The organism is Vibrio splendidus (assembly GCF_001557875.1).
Classification (GTDB): Bacteria; Pseudomonadota; Gammaproteobacteria; order Enterobacterales; family Vibrionaceae; genus Vibrio; species Vibrio splendidus_F.
This window is the reverse complement of record NZ_LNRF01000008.1, coordinates 107821-126313: the sequence shown is the minus strand read 5'-3', so window position 1 is coordinate 126313 and position 18493 is coordinate 107821. Positions and strand designations below refer to the sequence as shown.

Below are 18493 nucleotides of genomic sequence, written 5' to 3'. Positions count from 1 at the left end.
ACTCGTTTTCTACTGCCTTTTCGCGATTTAACTCCGCTTATCGCTCCTATCGATATTCGTTTTAAAGCTTAACTTCTTTCGATTTTTCTTTGCATCTTGGTTGATGACAGAGAACTACACCTATTAAAAACAAAATAAATAAGTTAAAGACAATGAATATTAAAATGATGGGTAGCTCCCTAATTATCGCTGGTACCGCTCTCGGTGCTGGTATGCTTGCAATCCCAATGGTATTAGCTCAATTCGGATTGCTTTACGGCACACTGCTGATGGTACTGATCTGCTTCGGTACGACTTACGCAGCATTACTACTGCTAGAAGCGACCATCAAAGCGGGTGGCGGTTTAGGACTAAACTCAATTGCCCGAAAAACCTTGGGTAAGCAAGGTCAGTTGCTTACTAACGGCTTGCTATACGCGTTATTGATTTGCCTGCTAATGGCTTACATTCTGGGCGCAGGTGATTTGCTGAGTAAGCTACTGTCTAACTTTGGTATTGAAGTCACCGCTACGGCAAGCCAAATCGGATTCACCTTGGTTGCTGGCGCTATAGTCGCAAGTGGCACTGGTGTGATTGATAAACTTAACCGCGCATTGTTCTTCGTGATGCTTGCTAGCTTGTTTGCAACCATGGCGTTCTTAGCGCCGAGCATGACTCAAGAAAACTTGATGCAGGTGACCAGCCATGACCACGTTGATCTAATCAAAACCAGTGCCATCCTGTTTACAAGCTTTGGCTTTATGGTTGTGATTCCAACCTTGGTTTCCTACAACCACGAAGCGACAGACAAACAGCTGCGTAACATGGTGATCGTCGGTTCTCTGATCCCATTAGTGTGTTACTTGTGTTGGTTATTTGCTGTGGTAGGTAACTTGAGTGAAGAGCAATTCAGAAGCTTCAAGAACGTATCAGATTTGATGGCGGCGTTTGAGGCTCAATCTCCTTGGGTAGGTAACGTTCTGTCTACCTTCACTGGTTTGGCGTTGTTGACCTCTTTCTTTGGTGTTGCGATGGCGTTGTTCAACCAGAACAAAGACATGTTCAACCAAAACACAGCGGTAACGTACTGCATTAGCTTCATCTTACCGTTGGCGGGTTCACTGCTTGCTGCAGACAAGTTCCTACAAGTGCTGAACTATGCTGGCATCATCTTAGTATTCTTAGCTGTGTTTGTTCCTTTGGTTATGGTTCACAAGCAGCGTTTTATGAAAGTCGCTGATGACCGATACCGAGCAGAAGGCGGCAGCGCAATGATGTTGTTCTCATTGCTGTTTGGTTGCTTTCTACTTATCTCGCAAGTGATTTAACAGAATAATTTGGTCGGTTGAATAAATCAGTCACCAAGCTTCAGATACAAAAAAAGGAACGCCTCGGCGTTCCTTTTTTATTATCGGTTTATTAATTCAGAGTGATTAACAAACAACCTTAACAGCCAAACCACCTTGAGATGTCTCACGGTATTTAGCGTTCATGTCTTTACCTGTTTCTAGCATTGTTTCGATAACTTTGTCTAGAGAAACAGTAGGAGCAGAAGAACGACGAAGTGCCATACGAGTCGAGTTGATTGCTTTAACTGCAGCAATACCGTTACGCTCGATACATGGTACTTGTACTTGGCCAGCAACTGGGTCACACGTTAGACCTAGGTTGTGCTCCATGCCGATTTCTGCAGCCATACATACTTGCTCAGGGCTACCACCCATAAGCTCAGCAAGACCAGCAGCAGCCATAGAACATGCCACACCAACTTCACCCTGACAGCCAACTTCAGCACCAGAGATTGAAGCGTTACGCTTGTAAAGACCACCGATCGCGCCAGAAGCTGCGAAGTAACGGATGTAATCTTTCTCTGTCACTGTTTGGATGAACTTGTCGTAGTAAGCCAATACAGCAGGGATGATGCCACATGCGCCGTTTGTTGGTGCCGTTACTACACGACCGCCAGCTGCATTTTCTTCGTTTACTGCGAAAGCAAACATGTTTACCCAGTCAACAACCGACATTGGATCATTGGTTGTTTTTTCTGAAGTCATTAGCTGTTGGCGAAGTGCTGCTGCACGGCGAGGAACACGTAGTGGACCAGGCAGGATACCTTCAGTATTCATACCGCGATCCATACACTCACGCATCGTTTTCCAGATGTTAGCGAAGTAAGTACGAGACTCTTCGTCTGAGTGGAAAGCCGCTTGGTTTTTCATAACCAGTGTACTGATAGAAAGGCCGCTTTCTTTACACTGATTAACCAGCTCTTCAGCTGTTGTGAATTCGTAAGGTGCTTTAATTGGGTTTTCTTCTTCTTTGCCGAAGTTCTCTTCGTCAACGATGAAACCGCCACCAATTGAGTAGTACGTTTTTGAGTATGCAACTTCGTCACCAATCCAAGCATGAATGCTCATGCCGTTCTCGTGTAGAGAAAGGTTGCTAGTGTGGAAGTTCATACCGCCATCGCGTGGGAACGATACTGTATGACAGTGCATGCCAACAGGAAGGCGCTCAGTTTCTTCTACGCGAGCAATGAAGCCAGCAATAGAATCGATATCAACACGCTCAGGAGTATTGCCAGCAAGACCCATGATGATTGCGATATCTGTGTGGTGACCTTTCCCTGTCAGTGATAGTGATCCATATACGTCCACGGTGATTTTAGTGATGTCGCGCAATTTTCCCATTGAACGTAGGTCATCAATAAATTCTTTACCCGCTTTCATTGGTCCAACTGTGTGTGAGCTCGATGGACCAACACCGATTTTATAGATATCAAATACACTAATCATAGCGATTACCTCAAAAAGAGAGCCTCCCAAGGGGAGTAGGGAGGCTCATTTATTATCATTATATTTTGTGTCTAATCTCGCGATATAAGATGAAGCGCATCTTATAAAAAGGGCTTGAGATTAAAGAGCGCCGTAGATTACAGAACTAATAGCCGCTAGACCACATAAAGCTGTAAAGATTTGTACAGGCGCTGAAGTTTTGTACTTAGCCATTGCTGGTACTTTGTTCATTGCGAATACAGGCATTAGGAACAGGATAGCTGCAATCATTGGAGCACCCATTGTTTCAATCATACCTAGGATGCTTGGGTTAACTACCGCAACAATCCAAGTTGTAATAACGATGAACGCTAGAGATGCTTTTTCAATCTTAGAGATTGAAGAACCAGAGCGAGACTTGATTAGACCAACAAGACCTTCATGAGCACCTAGGAAGTGACCAAAGTAGCTTGAAGTAATTGCCGCGAACGCTACTAGAGGACCCATGTAAGAGATAAGTGGAGACTCGTGAACGTTAGCTAGGTAAGAAAGAACAGAGATGTTCTGTGCTTGTGCTGTTGCTAGTTGCTCTGGAGATAGAGAAAGTACTACAGAGAATACGAAGAACATTACAAAGCCCATCAGCATCATTGCCGCGCCGCCAGTGATTTGGTCAGTTTTCTTAACTGCGTCTTCACCGTATACACGACGTTGCTCTTTAGAGAACTGTGAAATGATTGGGCTGTGGTTGAAAGAGAACACGATGATTGGAATAGCAAGCCAGATAATAGAAGGCATTGTTGACCATTCTGGGCTTACATCCATCATTGAAGTGTTCCAGTCAGGAACTAGGTAGAAAGACAGTGCTAGTAGGATGAATACTAGTGGGTAAACCATCGCTGAAGTTGCTTTAAGCATCAGCTCTTTACCGAATACAACACCTGCTGTCATAGCAAGGATAAGTGCACCAGAAAGAAGAGGACGTGGAATAGATTCCATACCCATTTGGTTTACTAGGAAAGAGTCAACCGTGTTTGTGATACCAACACCGTAGATAAGAACGATCGGGTAGATAGCGAAGAAGTAAGCAAAAGTAATAATGTTTGCGCCAGTCTTACCGAAGTGCTCTTCAACTGTGTCTGTAATATCAGCTTCAGGGTTTTTAGCAGACAGTACGAAACGAGCTAGAGATTTGTGTGCGAACCAAGTCATTGGTGCCGCGATTAAAGCTAGGATAACTAATGGCCAAAAACCACCCGCACCAGCTTTGATTGGAAGGAATAGTACGCCAGCACCAACTGCTGTACCGAATAGTGATAAACACCAGGTAAAATCTTTGTAGTTAAACTTGCTTGAATCTTTAACGGCATTTGCCGAAGAAGTTGTTGTGTTCATGTTAAATTACTCATTTTTTGGGAACAGGAAATAAGTCGGGGCTAATTTTGCAGAATTTTCTTCTACAAAAAATAGATCTAAATCATGTAATGAAACGGCGTGTCACATGATATGCGAAAAACGGATTTTTGATCACGAAAATAGCGTGCCACAGGTGATTTATGCTTATGCTTGGCATTAGTTTTATTAATGCGAAAGGAGGTGTTGTATAGATTTATATCAGGGAAACGTTTGCGTAAAATTGCATTAATAAATCTGTTCCATGGAAAGACTGGGTTTTGTTAACAGAGATTAAACAAAACGTAGTTGCTATGTAATTTGTTGCACTACATGTTGCTGCAGTGATTGGATAATTTGCGCCGTAACGCCCCAAATTAGGTGCTCTTGGAAGGGCATCGCAAAAACACGATGCTTGATTTGTTTGAAGTTAACAGTGTGGCTGTGTAACTTGGCTTGGTCTAAAACATAGGTGGCGGGTACCTCAAAAATTGAGGCAACTTCGTTCTCATCAATGATGGCTTTATAGTCAGGATCGACCATGGCAACAATCGGTGTCACAGAAAATTTACTAATAGTACTCAATGCAGGTAATTGCCCAACAATTTTAACTTGATCCGATCGAATTCCCACCTCTTCATGGAGCTCTCTGAGTGCAGTAAATTGCATAGAAGGGTCAGAAAGTTCGTGTTTACCTCCAGGAAAGCTGACTTGGCCGGGGTGATGCTTTAAATGAGCGGCTCTTTTAGTAAAAATGACATGTAAACCATCTTCTCTTTCAACTAAACCTACCACCACCGCCGCTTTACGTAATTGATCGCCACTGATATGCGAAACACGCTCTACTGACTCTGGGTGATAGCCAACGGTAGGGTTAAGTTGGAATTGTTGAAGGAAGTTTTCTTTATTCATATCAAGCCAATATATTGATTGTTATGATTTTAAGTATAGACATAACAGTGGTTTGATTACCAATACTGAGTTTTTCTTCATTTACTTTCCCTCTTTAATTATGAATTGGGCGTCATGAGGGGGTGTTTACCGATGAATCTCCTCGAAATGATGATTTTTGCTATATTCAATATGTGCATACAGGCGAGTAAGCGTTATCCATGTCATAAAAATGGGTGACGAAACGTAGATTTTTCGTTTAAGAATTTGATAACAATAACTTAGTGAACCATTCTAAAAAGAAATAGAAGAAAAGGTATGAGATGAAAGGAATCATATTCACCGAATTTTTAGAGCTTGTTGAAGACAAGTTTGGTTTAGAGCTTTTGGAAGAAGTTCTAGAAATGTCAGAAGATGAAGGGATCTACACGTCCGTTGGTAGTTATGATCACAAAGATCTGGTTAAGCTCATCATTAACTTGAGCAAAAAAACGGATATCGATGCTGCAAGCTTGCAACGCGTTTTCGGGCAGTCTGTATTTAAGAACTTACTCGCCTCTTTACCTAATAAAGCGAGCCTTGCTCATAGCAATACCACCTTTCAATTTATTCAGCACGTAGAGCGCTACATTCACGTTGAAGTGAAGAAGCTCTATCCGGATGCTGAGCCACCTGAATTCAGTTTTATCACTACGACCGAAGCACAACTTGTTTTTGACTACAAAAGCGCAAGGTGTATGTCTCACGTTTGTTTAGGGCTTATCGAAGGGTGTGCTGAATACCATGGTGAATCTATCGTGGTAGAAATGACGCCACAAAATGATGACCAAAGCGTGGTTAGGTTTAATCTCAAAGTAGAAAAGTGATATGGATCTGGCATCAGCCCTAGAGAAAAAGCTTAAACGTCAAATTGCTGCACGGAAAGTGGCCGAAGCGTTGTTGGAACAAAAAAGTCTCGAACTGTTTGAGGCAAACCAACAACTTGAGCTTGCGCTGCGTCAGTTAGAAAAGCGCTCCAACGCAAATTTACGTCGGATTGAATTCCAAGAACAGGTTGATAACCTGTTGATTGATTTCGGTCGTACATTTCTTATGAATGATCTAGACGATGTCATGTTATCACAGCTGACGACGAATGTGACCAACAGTTATTTGATTGAAGGCAGTCGCTTGATTTTGCCTCCAAAATTACTTCCTCAGCTAAAAACATACGACTATGGCGATGAAACTGTCGAGGTACTAGATCAAGATATTCAAGAGCCTCATTGGCAAGGCTGCCTACTTACCGTGCCGTTAGAGGTAGAAAAGGTGATAGTCGGTGCGTTAATAGTGAAGGTCAGATTGTTAGATCAAGACTATGAATTTATACAGAGTCAACTGGTGTTGGTTACTGATCTTATCTGTAGTGCACTAACTCATCAGCTTGCTATTAATCGAAATGTTGAATCGCGTAAACGAGCAGAGGAGTCCGAAAGGGCAACCCGTGATTTTGTCGCGATGATTAATCACGAATTAAGAACCCCTCTTAATGGCTTACTCGGTAGTGCTGAACTGATCAGTGATACAGAATTAAGTGGGTCTCAGCGTGAGATAGTGAATAACCTGAGCCAATCTGGAGAGTTTCTCAGAACCATCATCAATGACCTACTGGATTACAGTAAAATCAATGCGGGAATGTTGGAGTTAATACCGAAGAAGTTCGCGCTCCATGATCTGAGAAATACTATTGATAGTATTTTTACCAATCGAGCGCTTGAAAAGCAGCTTAAGTTTGATGTCAACGTAGACAAAGGTGTACCGAGCCACTTCTATGGTGACTTAGAGCGTATTACTCAACTGTTCGTAAACCTGATTGGAAACGCTATCAAGTTCACGGCTCAAGGTCATGTAAATGTTGAGATCAAATGGCTGAAAGACCAATTTATCTTTTCCGTTGAGGACACTGGAGTCGGGATCGCTCAATCCGCTTATAAGACACTGTTTGAACCTTTTACTCAGGCCGATAATTCAAGTAGCCGAAATTATGAAGGCACAGGGCTAGGTCTGGCTATTTGTCGTAAGCTAGTTGGATTGATGCATGGTGATATTAGCGTGACCAGCATCGTGGGAAGTGGGACAACTTTTACTATTGCGCTGCCTTTGCAGGTAATCGATGTTTCTGATGAAAACAGTCGAGTGTCGCAAGATACTGAATCAGATGTCGGCTTGTCTTTATTAAAAGTGCTGGTGGTTGATGATATTAAGATGAACCAGATCATCATCCAACAGATGTTGCGTAAGCACAAGATAGAGCCTGCTATTGCCAGCAATGGAGTCGAAGGGCTAGAGCTTGCTTCAGGCAATGAATATGACATAGTGTTTATGGATTGCAGAATGCCAGTCATGGACGGTTTTGAAGCGACAGAGAAGCTTAGAGAGAAGGGTTACGTTAAATCTATTGTGGCACTCACCGCCGGAACGACGCTAGAAGAGCGCGAACGTTGTATTCAGTGTGGGATGGACGACATTCTTAGTAAGCCTTATACAGCCAACGACCTTAAAGAAATGCTCAAGAAGTGGGGTGCTTCTGCTGTGAAGATCGTTTAAGCCGTGCTAATAACGAGTGACTAATTGTGAACTCCCTGATTTAGAAACTAAAAAAACCGAAGTGATTTTGCGATCCTTCGGTTTCTTGTTATATCGAGCGTTTGCTAGTCGCAAAGCAGCGGAATGGCGATTAATGACGCTATGCTTAGCAATCTTCAAGTATCGGTAGAATTCGACTCAGCTTATCCAGTGTTTCTTGGTATTCAGAAGCACAATCACTATCAAATACCACACCACCGCCAGCCCAAGCATAAAGCGTATTGTTCTCTGCCACCAAAGTGCGAATGGTAATGCTTGTGTCCATTCTGCCATTTCGGCTGATGTAACCAATACTGCCGCAATACGCTGAACGTCGATGTGGCTCTAATTCCTCAATGATCTGCATAGCGCGACCCTTTGGTGCGCCGGTAATTGACCCGCCAGGAAAACAAGCTCTCAGAAGATCAGTCGCTGAATATTGGTCATCAAGGTCAGCTCGTATCGTACTTACTAAGTGGTGCACGGCAGGGAAGCTTTCAATATCGAACAATTTAGGGACATGAACCGTTCCTGGCTTTGCCACTCTACCGATATCGTTACGAAGTAAATCTACAATCATCAGGTTTTCAGCCTGATCTTTATCTGCGCTTGCTAGGTCCTGCGCGTTAGCATCATCAATCACGTGGTCGTCAGAACGAGGGCGTGTGCCTTTGATTGGCTTGGTTTCAATCACATTGTCTTTGAGTTCTAAGAAACGCTCTGGCGAAACGCTGATGATTGCGCAGTCGGCCAAACGGATAAAGCCAGAAAAGGGCGCTGAGTTGTACTGCTCAAGCTTTTCGTAAGCCAGCCATTCACTGCCTTGGTATTGGGCATTGAAGCGCTGAGCCAAATTAATCTGATAGCAGTCACCGGATAACAGGTACTCTTGAACACTATCGAACTTGGTGGCGTAGCGCTCTTCACTCATATTGGATTGCCACGGCGTGGTTAATCCAAAGGGCGCATGTGTTACGTTTGATTGAGCCATTTGCTGCATCAGCCAATCATGATGTTCATCGATATTTCTGCCGACAATACACGCTGTTTTCAATTTGTGGTCAACGATCACTGCCCATTCATACAAGCCAACCGCCATATCAGGTGCTTCAATATCACGCTTTGCGAGTGAAGGAAGTGTCTCTACTCTACGCCCTAAATCATAACTAAAGTAGCCTAAAGCGCCGCCAACAAATGGCAACTCAGCGTGCTCTTTAGTCGCAGGTAATAACTGTTGCTGATAGTGGTCGAGTAGTTCGAAAGGATCAGAGTCTGAAACCTCGCACGTTTCATTAACATTAACGGTCGTTTCTACACCGATTGTCTCGAAGGTGGCGATGGGTTGAGCAACTAAAATATCGTATCGACTATCAACGTGGCTTTCTGAAGCGGAGCGTAATAGCATAGCCCACGGCAGGTTTTCAATATGGGAAAACAGCTGTTTAGCTAAAGTTGATTGATATTCAAGCGGCTTGATTTGGGTAGAGCGAAATTCGTTGTTATTCATTTGTTTAATTTGTGACAAAGAGTTCGATCACTGCATGGCGTGTGAGAGGAAGCAAGAGTATCATAAATTGAAAATAAAATGGGTTCTTGATTAGAACGGAGTAATCCAAGTGGTTTAGTTTAAAGCTATGCAAGCGATTGCTAAAGCAACTAAATACAGCTCAACACAATAAAAAGCTAAACCACCTAATTCGATTTGGCATAGATAGCCAAGCTGTGAACCCACATGGAACCAGAACAATAAAGAGGCATGCAATGACGGTTATTCGTAAGCAAGATGTGATCAGCAGTGTCGCTGACGCACTTCAGTACATTTCTTATTATCACCCTTTAGACTTTGTCCAAGCCCTAGAAAAAGCGTACGAGAAAGAAGAGAGCCAAGCAGCTAAAGATGCTATTGCTCAGATTCTTATCAACTCGCGTATGTCTGCGGAAGGCCATCGTCCAATTTGTCAGGATACGGGTATTGTTACTTGTTTCGTGAACATCGGTATGGATGTTAGGTGGGAAACGGATCAAACAGTACAACAGATGGTTGATGAAGGCGTTCGTCAAGCTTACAACAACCCAGATAACCCATTGCGTGCATCTGTCCTAATGGACCCTGCAGGTAAGCGTATTAATACCAAAGACAACACACCTGCGGTTGTCCACATTAATATGGTCCCAGGCAACAAAGTTGAAATTCAAATCGCGGCTAAAGGCGGCGGTTCTGAGAACAAAACCAAGATGGTTATGCTGAACCCTTCTGATGATATTGCAGAATGGGTAGAGAAGACGTTACCAACAATGGGTGCAGGCTGGTGTCCACCGGGTATGCTAGGTATAGGCATCGGCGGTACGGCTGAGAAAGCAGCTGTGCTAGCGAAAGAATCTTTGATGGAACACATCGATATCCAAGAGCTTATCGAGAAAGGTCCTGAGAACGCAGAAGAAGAGCTTCGTCTAGACATCTTCAACCGTGTAAACAAGCTGGGTATTGGTGCTCAAGGTCTAGGCGGTCTAACGACTGTGGTTGATGTGAAAATCAAAACAGCACCGACACACGCAGCATCTAAGCCAGTTTGTTTAATCCCGAACTGTGCAGCGACACGTCACGTTCACTTCACACTAGATGGCAGCGGCCCAGCAGAGCTAACGCCACCTAAGCTCGAAGAGTGGCCAGACATCACTTGGGAAGCGGGCGCAAACACACGCCGTGTTAACCTTGATGAAGTAACTAAAGAAGACGTACAAGAGTGGAAGACCGGCGAAACGGTTCTGCTATCAGGTAAGATCTTAACGGGTCGTGATGCGGCACATAAGCGTATTCAAGGCATGCTAGAAAGCGGCGAAGGCTTACCTGCTGGCGTTGATTTCAAAGGCAAGTTCATTTACTACGTGGGCCCTGTTGATGCAGTAGGTGACGAAGCGGTAGGTCCTGCGGGTCCAACAACTTCAACGCGTATGGATAAGTTCACTGACATGATGCTGAACGAAACCGGCATTATGGGCATGATCGGTAAAGCGGAACGTGGCCCTGCAACGGTTGAATCAATCAAAGAACACAAGGCGGTTTACCTAATGGCGGTTGGCGGTGCAGCTTATTTAGTCGCGAAAGCAATTAAAAAGGCACGCGTTGTTGCGTTTGAAGATCTCGGTATGGAAGCCATTTACGAGTTTGAAGTTGAAGACATGCCTGTAACGGTAGCGGTTGACTCTAACGGCGTGAACGCACACCAGATCGGCCCTGACACGTGGAAAGTGAAGATTGCTGAAGCTGAGAAAGCGTAATTAACCGACGCCAAAAAATCGTAATTGTCGCTAACTTCAGCGTTTGAATTGCAATTTTTGACAGAAAGTTAAAGACAAAAGTGCAGCATTATCTGCACTTTTGTCATATTATCAATGATATAGTGATAAACACATAGTTTGATATAAGAACATAGGAGAGAGGAATGCCTCGTTTTATTCAGATCCTACAGATTATCTTGGCAGTGGTGATTGGTGCTTTTGTTGGCTACGACCTGATCTTGAAAGGGATCAGTATCTTTGATAATAAATACGTGACGATTACATGTGCGCTTTGGCTAATTGCAGAGATTGCGCTGTTTGTTATCTACAAGTTGATTGAAGACGATTAAACGTCGGATATCGTGCAAAAATTCTAAAGCCCCTGATTATGAATGTAGTCAGGGGCTTTTATTCATCTAGCATTAAGAATGTGTATTGCATACTCATCAACATCAACATCAACATCAAGATAAGCAAAAGCATACAAACTATCCCAACTGGGAAAGAACATAGGCTTGCCTCTCTATTATCAGTAACCAGCTAGCCTAACTATCACGGAGTCGTTCAAATGAAACACCTAACTCAAGAAATGAGTGACTTTATAAGCAGAGGAACGGATTCTCATATTCGAGTAGCAGTCACGGGGCTTTCTCGTGCGGGTAAGACAGCATTCATAACTTCGCTGGTTAATCAGCTTCTTCACACGTCTACCCATAAAAACCTGCCACTGCTTGCATCGGCGAGAGATGGAAGAATTATTGGCGCAAAGCGTATCCCGCAACACAACATGATGATCCCACGCTTCTCTTATGATGAAGCGATGGAGTCGTTGAATGCACAGCCACCAGAATGGCCGGTGCCAACGCGTGATGTCAGTGAGATTCGTTTAGCAATCAAATATAAGCCTGCGAAGGGCGCAAAGAAGCTACTGAGTAAAAACAGCACCCTTTATCTCGATATTGTCGATTATCCAGGAGAGTGGCTGCTTGATTTGCCGTTACTGGATATGGACTTCGATACCTGGAGCCAATCTCAGTTTGCCGCGTTGAAAGGCGATAGAGAAACCTACTCCCAACAGTGGAACGCAATGCGTGGTGATATCGATTTGCTAGCAGAAGCGGACGAAAAGAAACTGGTCGCGATTGCCAATAGCTATACCCAGTACCTTCATACTTGTAAAAGTAACGGACTGCATTGGGTACAGCCGGGTCGATTCGTATTACCCGGTGAGCTTGAAGCCGCGCCTGTGCTGCAATTTTTTCCGTGTATCGCACCTGAGGGTAAGTTCTCAAAAACAAGTAACTATGCGGTACTGAAAGCGCGTTATGAAGAGTATCAACAGAAGGTCGTGAAAGCGTTCTACAAGAATCATTTCTCAACCTTCGACAGACAAATTGTGCTGGTGGATTGTTTGCAGCCACTCAATGCGGGCTATGACTCCTTCATGGACATGCGCGGTGCGTTAGAACAGTTACTTAAGAGCTTCAAGTACGGACGAAGCAATATCTTAAGACGCTTATTCGCGCCGAAGATCGACAAGATCTTATTTGCGGCCACTAAAGCTGACCACGTGACACCGGATCAACATCCGAACTTGGTGTCATTGTTACAACAGATGGTGCATCCGGCTTGGCAACAGGCGGCGTTTGAACACATTGACATGAGTTGTATGAGTATCGCGTCTATTCAAGCCACCAGCGCGGGTTATATCTCGTCGGGCTCAGACAATGTTCCGGCGTTGCAAGGTGTGACTTTGGATAATGTCCCTCAAACCATGTATCCGGGAGAGGTGCCGCGTAAGTTGCCCAACAAACAGTATTGGGAAACCAACCAATTTGATTTCACGAGCTTTAGACCGATGGAGCAACATTCCGATGAGCCTTGCCAACATCTAAGAGTCGACAAGGTTTTAGAGTATCTCATTGGCGACAAGTTGAAGTAATTGAGGCAATCAAAATGAGTGAATTAAAAACAAAGCAGGTCTTTAATGAACCATTGAAGACCTCTTTTGATGAGCAAGACAAGAGCGAAGTTGGCCCGGATTTAGGCGCTCAACAACTGTTCACAGAGCAAGAGAAATTTGTCCCTGTTGCACCGCAAGTGGAAGCCGATCTTGATGGTGAAGCTGAACAGCAATTGGAACAAGTGATTCGACCGAGCAAAAAGAAGAAGTGGTTTGGGACGGGTCTATTGGTCGCTTTTTCTGGCCTAGTTGGATGGCAGGCAATTGATTCGGTCATTACCGCGATTCAAACGGCTGACTGGCTTGCGTTAGGCTGGGCAGGCTTCATTGCTGCCATTGCTTCATTGGGTTTAGGTGCAATAGGCAAAGAGCTGTGGAAACTGCGCTCACTTAAAGATCACTTTAGTGTGCAAGAGCAGAGTGAAGAGCTACTCCAAAGTCAAAGTGTCGGCAAGGGCAAAGCGTTCTGTGAAAACATCGCCAAACAGGGCGGCATTATCGCTGAGTCACCTTCGTACGATAAGTGGCGAAACAGCATTAACCCAGCGCACAGTGATGCAGAAGTGTTGGATATGTACGATGCACTGGTTGTAGCCCAACAAGATAAAATGGCGACTCAAATTGTCACTAAGTTCTCGACCGAATCGGCGGCTTTAGTTGCGGTGAGCCCATTGGCTGCTGCTGATATGTTGCTGGTGGCGTGGCGTAATTTCACCATGATAGACAAGCTTGCTGATGTGTATGGCATTGAGCTTGGCTACTGGTCTCGAATTAAGCTGTTTAAGTTGGTGTTAATCAACATGGCAGCGGCGGGGGCGAGTGAACTCGCGATAGACGCAAGTATGGATCTCGTCTCGATGGACTTAGCTGGTAAAGTCTCAGCTCGAGCAGGGCAGGGCTTAGGTGTTGGTATCCTGACTGCTCGATTAGGGTTAAAAGCCATGACATTGCTTCGTCCCATGCCTTGGCATAACGAGCGAAAAGTAAAACTGGCAGACCTCCGCAAAGCCGTTCTTTCAGAAATAAAGCGTATTACTCTCAAATAAAGCATTGAAAGCTCAATAGTTTGAGAAGAAGAGTAAACATATGTTTACTCTTCTTCTTGACTGAACTCAGAGCTTAATCCACACTACTGTCAACTTATCCTGACACCTATAATAGGACTATTTGTGCGTCTTGAAGTATTGTGTGAAGACAGACTCGGCTTAACGCGTGAGTTGCTCGATATCTTGGCCTCAAAAAGCATTGATTTAAGAGGAATCGAAATTGATGTTAAAGGCATTATCTACCTAAACTGCCCTGATATTGATTTTGATGCTTTTAGTGAACTTATGGCTGAAATTCGCCGAATTTCAGGTGTGAAGGATGTACGTAAAATCCAATTTATGCCAAGCGAAAGGCATAACACAGAGCTGATTGCTCTGCTGGCAAACCTACCTGATCCCGTGATTGCGATTGACCTTAAAGGCTCAGTCGATATGGCTAACCACGCTGCATTGAACCTCTTCAATAAGCAAGAAGACGAAGTCATCGGTGAACCGTTAGCGACGTTTGTCCCTAGCTTTAACTTTGCTCGTTGGATCGAAGGTGATGTAACACGCCATCGTGAAGTAGTGGTGCTGGATGGTTTAGATTTCTCTATTGAGATCCTGCCAATTTACCTTGGTGGTGATGTGAACGAAGCGGTACTGGCTAGCGCAGTAATGACGATTCGTTCTTGCAACCAAGAGGTGAACACGCCAGATGCAATCCCTGAACAGAATAACTTAGGTTTTGAACACTTTGTTGGTGTCTCTAATCGTCATAAAGCCCTGATTAGCCAAGCTAAGAAACTGGCTATGCTGGATCAGCCTCTACTGATTGAGGGTGATACGGGTACAGGTAAAGAGATGCTAGCAAAAGCGTGTCATAACCGTTCAAATCGTTCTTCTTTCCCATTCTTGATTCTAAGCTGTGCATCGATGCCTGATGATGTAGCGGAAACGGAATTATTTGGTCATGCACCGGGTTCATTCAACCATGAACAAGGTCATAAAGGCATTTTCGAGCAAGCGAATGGTGGTACCGTATTTTTAGATGAAATTGGTGAGATGAGCCCGCATCTACAAATCAAACTGCTGCGTTTCTTACAGGATGGTTCATTCCGTCGTGTGGGTGAAGAAGAAGAGATGCACGCTGATGTTCGTATTATTGCGTCAACGCGTCATCGTCTTTCTGAATTAGCCGACTCGGGCTCGTTTCGTGAAGACCTGTTCTACCGCTTGAATGTACTGACGTTATCTATTCCTGCGTTGCGTGAACGCTCAAATGACGTAGCACCTCTGTTGGAACTGTTTGTTGCTAAATACGCGCAGCAGTTAGGCATGTTAAAACCAAAACTGACTCAAGAGTTAATCGATCAGCTTGGTAATTACCAATGGCCGGGCAACATTCGTCAATTGGACAACATGGTTCTTCGTGCGCTAACAGAGTTGGACTCAGACACACTAACGGTTGAGCAATTCCACTTGCCACAGCTTGAAACAATGACAGCTGGAATGGCGAACCTGAGCTTAGACGGCTCGCTCGATGAAATCATGAAAGACTACGAATCTCAGATTCTAGAAAAGCTTTACCAGTCTTTCCCATCAAGTCGTAAGCTTGCAAAGCGTTTGAATGTATCTCACACCTCAATTGCGAATAAGCTTCGTGACTACGGTATCAGAAAGAACTGATCGAATAAGAACAAGATTATGGAAGATTTGAGTACACCAGAGCGCATTTATAAGCATGATGGTAATCTGATTCTACGCACGGCTGAAATCGATGACGCAGGCATGATCAGCGAGTACTTTCAGGTTAACAGAGAATACCTGAAACCTTGGGAACCGATTCGCGAAGACGCGTTCTTTGATAGAGCGAGTTGGGCGCAGCGACTGATCAAGTTAAACGAGCTTCATAAAATGGGGCTAGGCTATTACTGTTTACTGATTAACGCTGACTCTAATGAAATGTTAGGCACCATATCGTTCAGTAATTTGTCGCGTTTCCCGTTCTACGCTTGTAATGTCGGTTACTCATTGGCGCAAAGTGCACAGGGCCACGGTTACATGCGCAGAGGCTTGAGCATGGCTAAAGACTATATGTTTGATGTGCAGAACATGCACCGCTTAATGGCGGGCTACATGCCTCACAACGAACGCAGTGCTGGTGTATTAGAACATCTTGGTTTTGTCCGAGAAGGTTTTGCTAAAGACTACCTACAGATTAACAGTAAATGGGAAGACCATATACTGACGGCATTAGTTAACCCAAACTGGGAAGATAGACGCGCTGTATAGAGATCAATAGTCATTAGGCGTAAGTACCAATTAAGCGTAAATACAGATTTAGAGGCAGTGACGACATAGATAAAATGAAACCGTCACTGCATCAAAAAGAACAGATAGGCATGGTAAATCCATCAGCCTGAGAAGATATTTGAGGAATTTTGATGTCATACACAACTTTGGACGAATACCAAAGAAAATGGATTTTCACACACCAGTCAATGCCGCTGCCGGCAGAGGACTTGGAAAAGATTAAGCCAATGACACAGGCGAGAGCATCACAGTTCTGGAAAGAGAACGTGAGCCCTCAAAGCCCAGATGCAGAACGACTGAGCTCGCAAGACTGGCCAAGTAAAACATCGAACTGGAATGAAGAGATCAGCTGGATGGCGCATTGGGAAGCGGATGAGCCAGAAATGCCAGAAGAGATTCTTAACTTTATTGATTGGCAAGATGACGTAACTGTTTATTTTTGTTATGAAAAATACAATGTTCTTGAAACCAAATGGGCGATTTTCAAGAAGCATTGGAAAAACTTTTTGTTCTACGATGACGGCCCAATTCTACTCGGTCGTCGTCGTTCAGAAGCACTTTGGTTTGCTACAAATGGCACTGTGAAAATTGGTAACCGCGCGTAAGCTGTAGAACGAGTTAAAAGCTATAGAAAAGCGAGCCTAGAGCTCGCTTTTTTATTTGAATTTAGCACAACGTTTACTCATCTTGTTTTCATACATTTTTATATCGGCTAACTTTATTAATTCATGGATAGGGGGTGGATTCGATGAGTAAATTAGTGTTCCTTGACTAAAGTCAGCTCGAGAATTGATCCCCAAATTTTTGAAGTGCTTATCAAAATCTGATTTAACTCGAGTTACTATTTGCTCTAAAGAGGTTTCTGAGACATCTCTACACAATAGAACGAACTCATCACCACCAATTCGGCCACAAATGTCTTCCTTGCGAGTGTTTTGTTTAAGTGAATTGGAAAAGCATTTTATATATTGGTCACCAATATTATGCCCGAAGTTATCATTGATATATTTCAGGCCATCAATGTCAAAATAAATGAACCCAATTGCTAGGCCATATTCAGAAGCATTATCAATAATCTTTGGAGATTCATTCAGCACACCGCGCCGATTAAAAACTTGAGTTAGTTCATCGTGAATTGATGTGAATTTTAAATTTCTAACTCTTTCGGCGGTATGGACTTCGCGCTCCAATAAAGCTCGAATGCTTTCCATTAAGTTTATCTGGACAGTTTGATAAGATGTTTCTTTAGTATCTAGAGCACAAAGCGTAGCAAACATACTTCCATCGGAGTGAAAGATAGGTAACCCAAGGTAAGAGACATAGCCCATCTGTGTTAGTTCAGGATTGTTGCTCCACTCATCTAGGCCTGTAGCGTTGTGAACGTAGAGCATAGCTCTTGTGTCCATCACTTTCTTGCAATAGAGGTTGATGTCCTTAGGGATTATCTTCCCTGGGTTTGCTTTGACCCCTGGAGATGTGGACATAGCAATGTTTTGAAATCCTACTTCAGCAGTAAGAATAAGCCCAACAGCTGGAGCATTAAGCACTTCTGCAATATTGTTGAGCATGCTTTTCCATAAAGATAGATCCATATCTTTAACTAGATCATTTATGGCATATTTGGAGCTAGACTTATATATGTTAGTAAATGGCATTAATGATCACCTGATGGAATGTCATACTGTTGACTATAATGTCAAAAAATTGTCTTTACAATCTGAAATAATACATTTTTATTCATTTGTAGCCTTGATGGGAAAATACAGTACCTCCTAGGTGGTGCGTTTATAAAAAATTATAGAAACCACCCTAACCATATTTATTTTTTAATAAAAATAAGTGAGTTTTGTCTGTTCAAATAATGCATTTATAAAGCCTTTTTCGATATGTAAATCACAAATTCACTATAGTTTAACCGGAAAGTATTGAATCAATAGGGGGGAGTTCTATATTGGAAGTGTAGCCTTAGTGGAGGTGAAGTATTATGATTTGGGATACTCTCGAACGTGTAAATAAACTTCGCAAGGAAGCAATGGAAGATCCAGAGTTTTTGGATTCCGCAAAAATGCATGAGGAATGGCTTTTAAGCGAAACTCATAATCAATCAAATAAAGGAGCTAAAGAGAAGAAACCGAAAAAACTGTCTGACATTTATGAGAATACGGATTTTCCTATCAACCCAACTGGAACTAAACATTAACAATGATTAACTGCAATACGGCTAAGGCTCTTAACCCCAAAGCTGATTATCAACGACACATACCAGCCTT

The 18493-nt window shown here is 43.4% G+C and carries 16 protein-coding genes; 11 read left to right on the top strand and 5 right to left on the bottom strand.

What is annotated here, in order from left to right:
* Window positions 1-164 precede the first annotated feature (164 nt).
* Window positions 165-1307 carry an amino acid permease gene (locus tag ATB74_RS17575; protein WP_146491325.1) on the top strand — a complete coding sequence of 381 codons (1143 nt, stop codon included), beginning with the start codon at window positions 165-167 and terminating at the stop codon, window positions 1305-1307.
* Window positions 1308-1412: 105 nt separating this feature from the next.
* Here the strand turns inward: ATB74_RS17575 and ATB74_RS17570 are convergent, their stop codons facing one another.
* The 3 genes from ATB74_RS17570 to ATB74_RS17560 form a co-directional block, all read right to left on the bottom strand.
* Window positions 1413-2774 (bottom strand): L-serine ammonia-lyase, encoded by a 1362-nt coding sequence (locus ATB74_RS17570; RefSeq protein WP_060981746.1) that lies wholly within the window; start codon window positions 2772-2774, stop codon window positions 1413-1415.
* Window positions 2775-2894: 120 nt separating this feature from the next.
* Window positions 2895-4148 (bottom strand): aromatic amino acid transport family protein, encoded by a 1254-nt coding sequence (locus tag ATB74_RS17565; protein ID WP_061019287.1) that lies wholly within the window; start codon window positions 4146-4148, stop codon window positions 2895-2897.
* A 309-nt stretch (window positions 4149-4457) separates the two neighbouring features.
* Window positions 4458-5057 (bottom strand): CoA pyrophosphatase, encoded by a 600-nt coding sequence (locus tag ATB74_RS17560; protein ID WP_060981748.1) that lies wholly within the window; start codon window positions 5055-5057, stop codon window positions 4458-4460.
* Window positions 5058-5359: 302 nt separating this feature from the next.
* On the opposite strand from ATB74_RS17560, the gene ATB74_RS17555 reads away from it, so the two are divergent.
* Together ATB74_RS17555 and ATB74_RS17550 are read left to right on the top strand one after the other, a co-directional pair.
* Window positions 5360-5902: a heme NO-binding domain-containing protein gene (locus ATB74_RS17555; protein WP_061019286.1), complete on the top strand. Its 543-nt coding sequence runs from the start codon at window positions 5360-5362 to the stop codon at window positions 5900-5902.
* A 1-nt stretch (window position 5903) separates the two neighbouring features.
* Window positions 5904-7622, top strand: coding sequence for an ATP-binding protein (locus tag ATB74_RS17550; protein WP_061019285.1), 1719 nt, complete (start codon window positions 5904-5906; stop codon window positions 7620-7622).
* Window positions 7623-7767: 145 nt separating this feature from the next.
* Here ATB74_RS17550 and pabB read toward each other — a convergent pair whose 3' ends face one another.
* Entirely contained in the window at window positions 7768-9147 is a 1380-nt protein-coding gene (gene pabB / locus ATB74_RS17545; protein ID WP_061019284.1) for an aminodeoxychorismate synthase component I, read from the bottom strand.
* 254 nt (window positions 9148-9401) lie between these two features.
* On the opposite strand from pabB, the gene ATB74_RS17540 reads away from it, so the two are divergent.
* From ATB74_RS17540 to ATB74_RS17510, 7 genes are all read left to right on the top strand, one after another.
* On the top strand, window positions 9402-10919 hold the full coding sequence (locus ATB74_RS17540; RefSeq protein ID WP_017068776.1) for a fumarate hydratase: 1518 nt from the start codon (window positions 9402-9404) through the stop codon (window positions 10917-10919).
* Window positions 10920-11083: 164 nt separating this feature from the next.
* Window positions 11084-11269 (top strand): hypothetical protein, encoded by a 186-nt coding sequence (locus ATB74_RS17535; RefSeq protein ID WP_004734731.1) that lies wholly within the window; start codon window positions 11084-11086, stop codon window positions 11267-11269.
* A 218-nt stretch (window positions 11270-11487) separates the two neighbouring features.
* Window positions 11488-12861, top strand: a complete 1374-nt coding sequence (locus tag ATB74_RS17530) for a YcjX family protein (protein WP_061019283.1) — start codon at window positions 11488-11490, stop codon at window positions 12859-12861.
* A gap of 14 nt (window positions 12862-12875) precedes the next feature.
* Window positions 12876-13928 (top strand): YcjF family protein, encoded by a 1053-nt coding sequence (locus ATB74_RS17525; RefSeq protein ID WP_061019282.1) that lies wholly within the window; start codon window positions 12876-12878, stop codon window positions 13926-13928.
* Between the two features lie 123 nt (window positions 13929-14051).
* The gene (gene tyrR / locus ATB74_RS17520; RefSeq protein ID WP_060981754.1) at window positions 14052-15596 is read left to right on the top strand and encodes a transcriptional regulator TyrR; all 1545 of its coding nucleotides are present in this window, start codon (window positions 14052-14054) and stop codon (window positions 15594-15596) included.
* An 18-nt stretch (window positions 15597-15614) separates the two neighbouring features.
* Complete coding sequence (gene rimJ / locus ATB74_RS17515) at window positions 15615-16202, top strand: ribosomal protein S5-alanine N-acetyltransferase (RefSeq protein ID WP_061019281.1); 588 nt, start codon at window positions 15615-15617, stop codon at window positions 16200-16202.
* Window positions 16203-16354: 152 nt separating this feature from the next.
* On the top strand, window positions 16355-16828 hold the full coding sequence (locus ATB74_RS17510) for a DUF2947 domain-containing protein (RefSeq protein ID WP_061019280.1): 474 nt from the start codon (window positions 16355-16357) through the stop codon (window positions 16826-16828).
* Window positions 16829-16879: 51 nt separating this feature from the next.
* On the opposite strand, the gene ATB74_RS17505 is transcribed toward ATB74_RS17510, so the two are convergent.
* On the bottom strand, window positions 16880-17878 hold the full coding sequence (locus ATB74_RS17505; RefSeq protein ID WP_061019279.1) for a sensor domain-containing diguanylate cyclase: 999 nt from the start codon (window positions 17876-17878) through the stop codon (window positions 16880-16882).
* A 329-nt stretch (window positions 17879-18207) separates the two neighbouring features.
* Here ATB74_RS17505 and ATB74_RS17500 point away from each other — a divergent pair, with 329 nt between their 5' ends.
* A complete protein-coding gene (locus ATB74_RS17500) occupies window positions 18208-18423 on the top strand; it encodes a hypothetical protein (protein WP_012604204.1) in 216 nt (71 codons plus the stop codon).
* The last annotated feature ends 70 nt before the right edge of the window (window positions 18424-18493 follow it).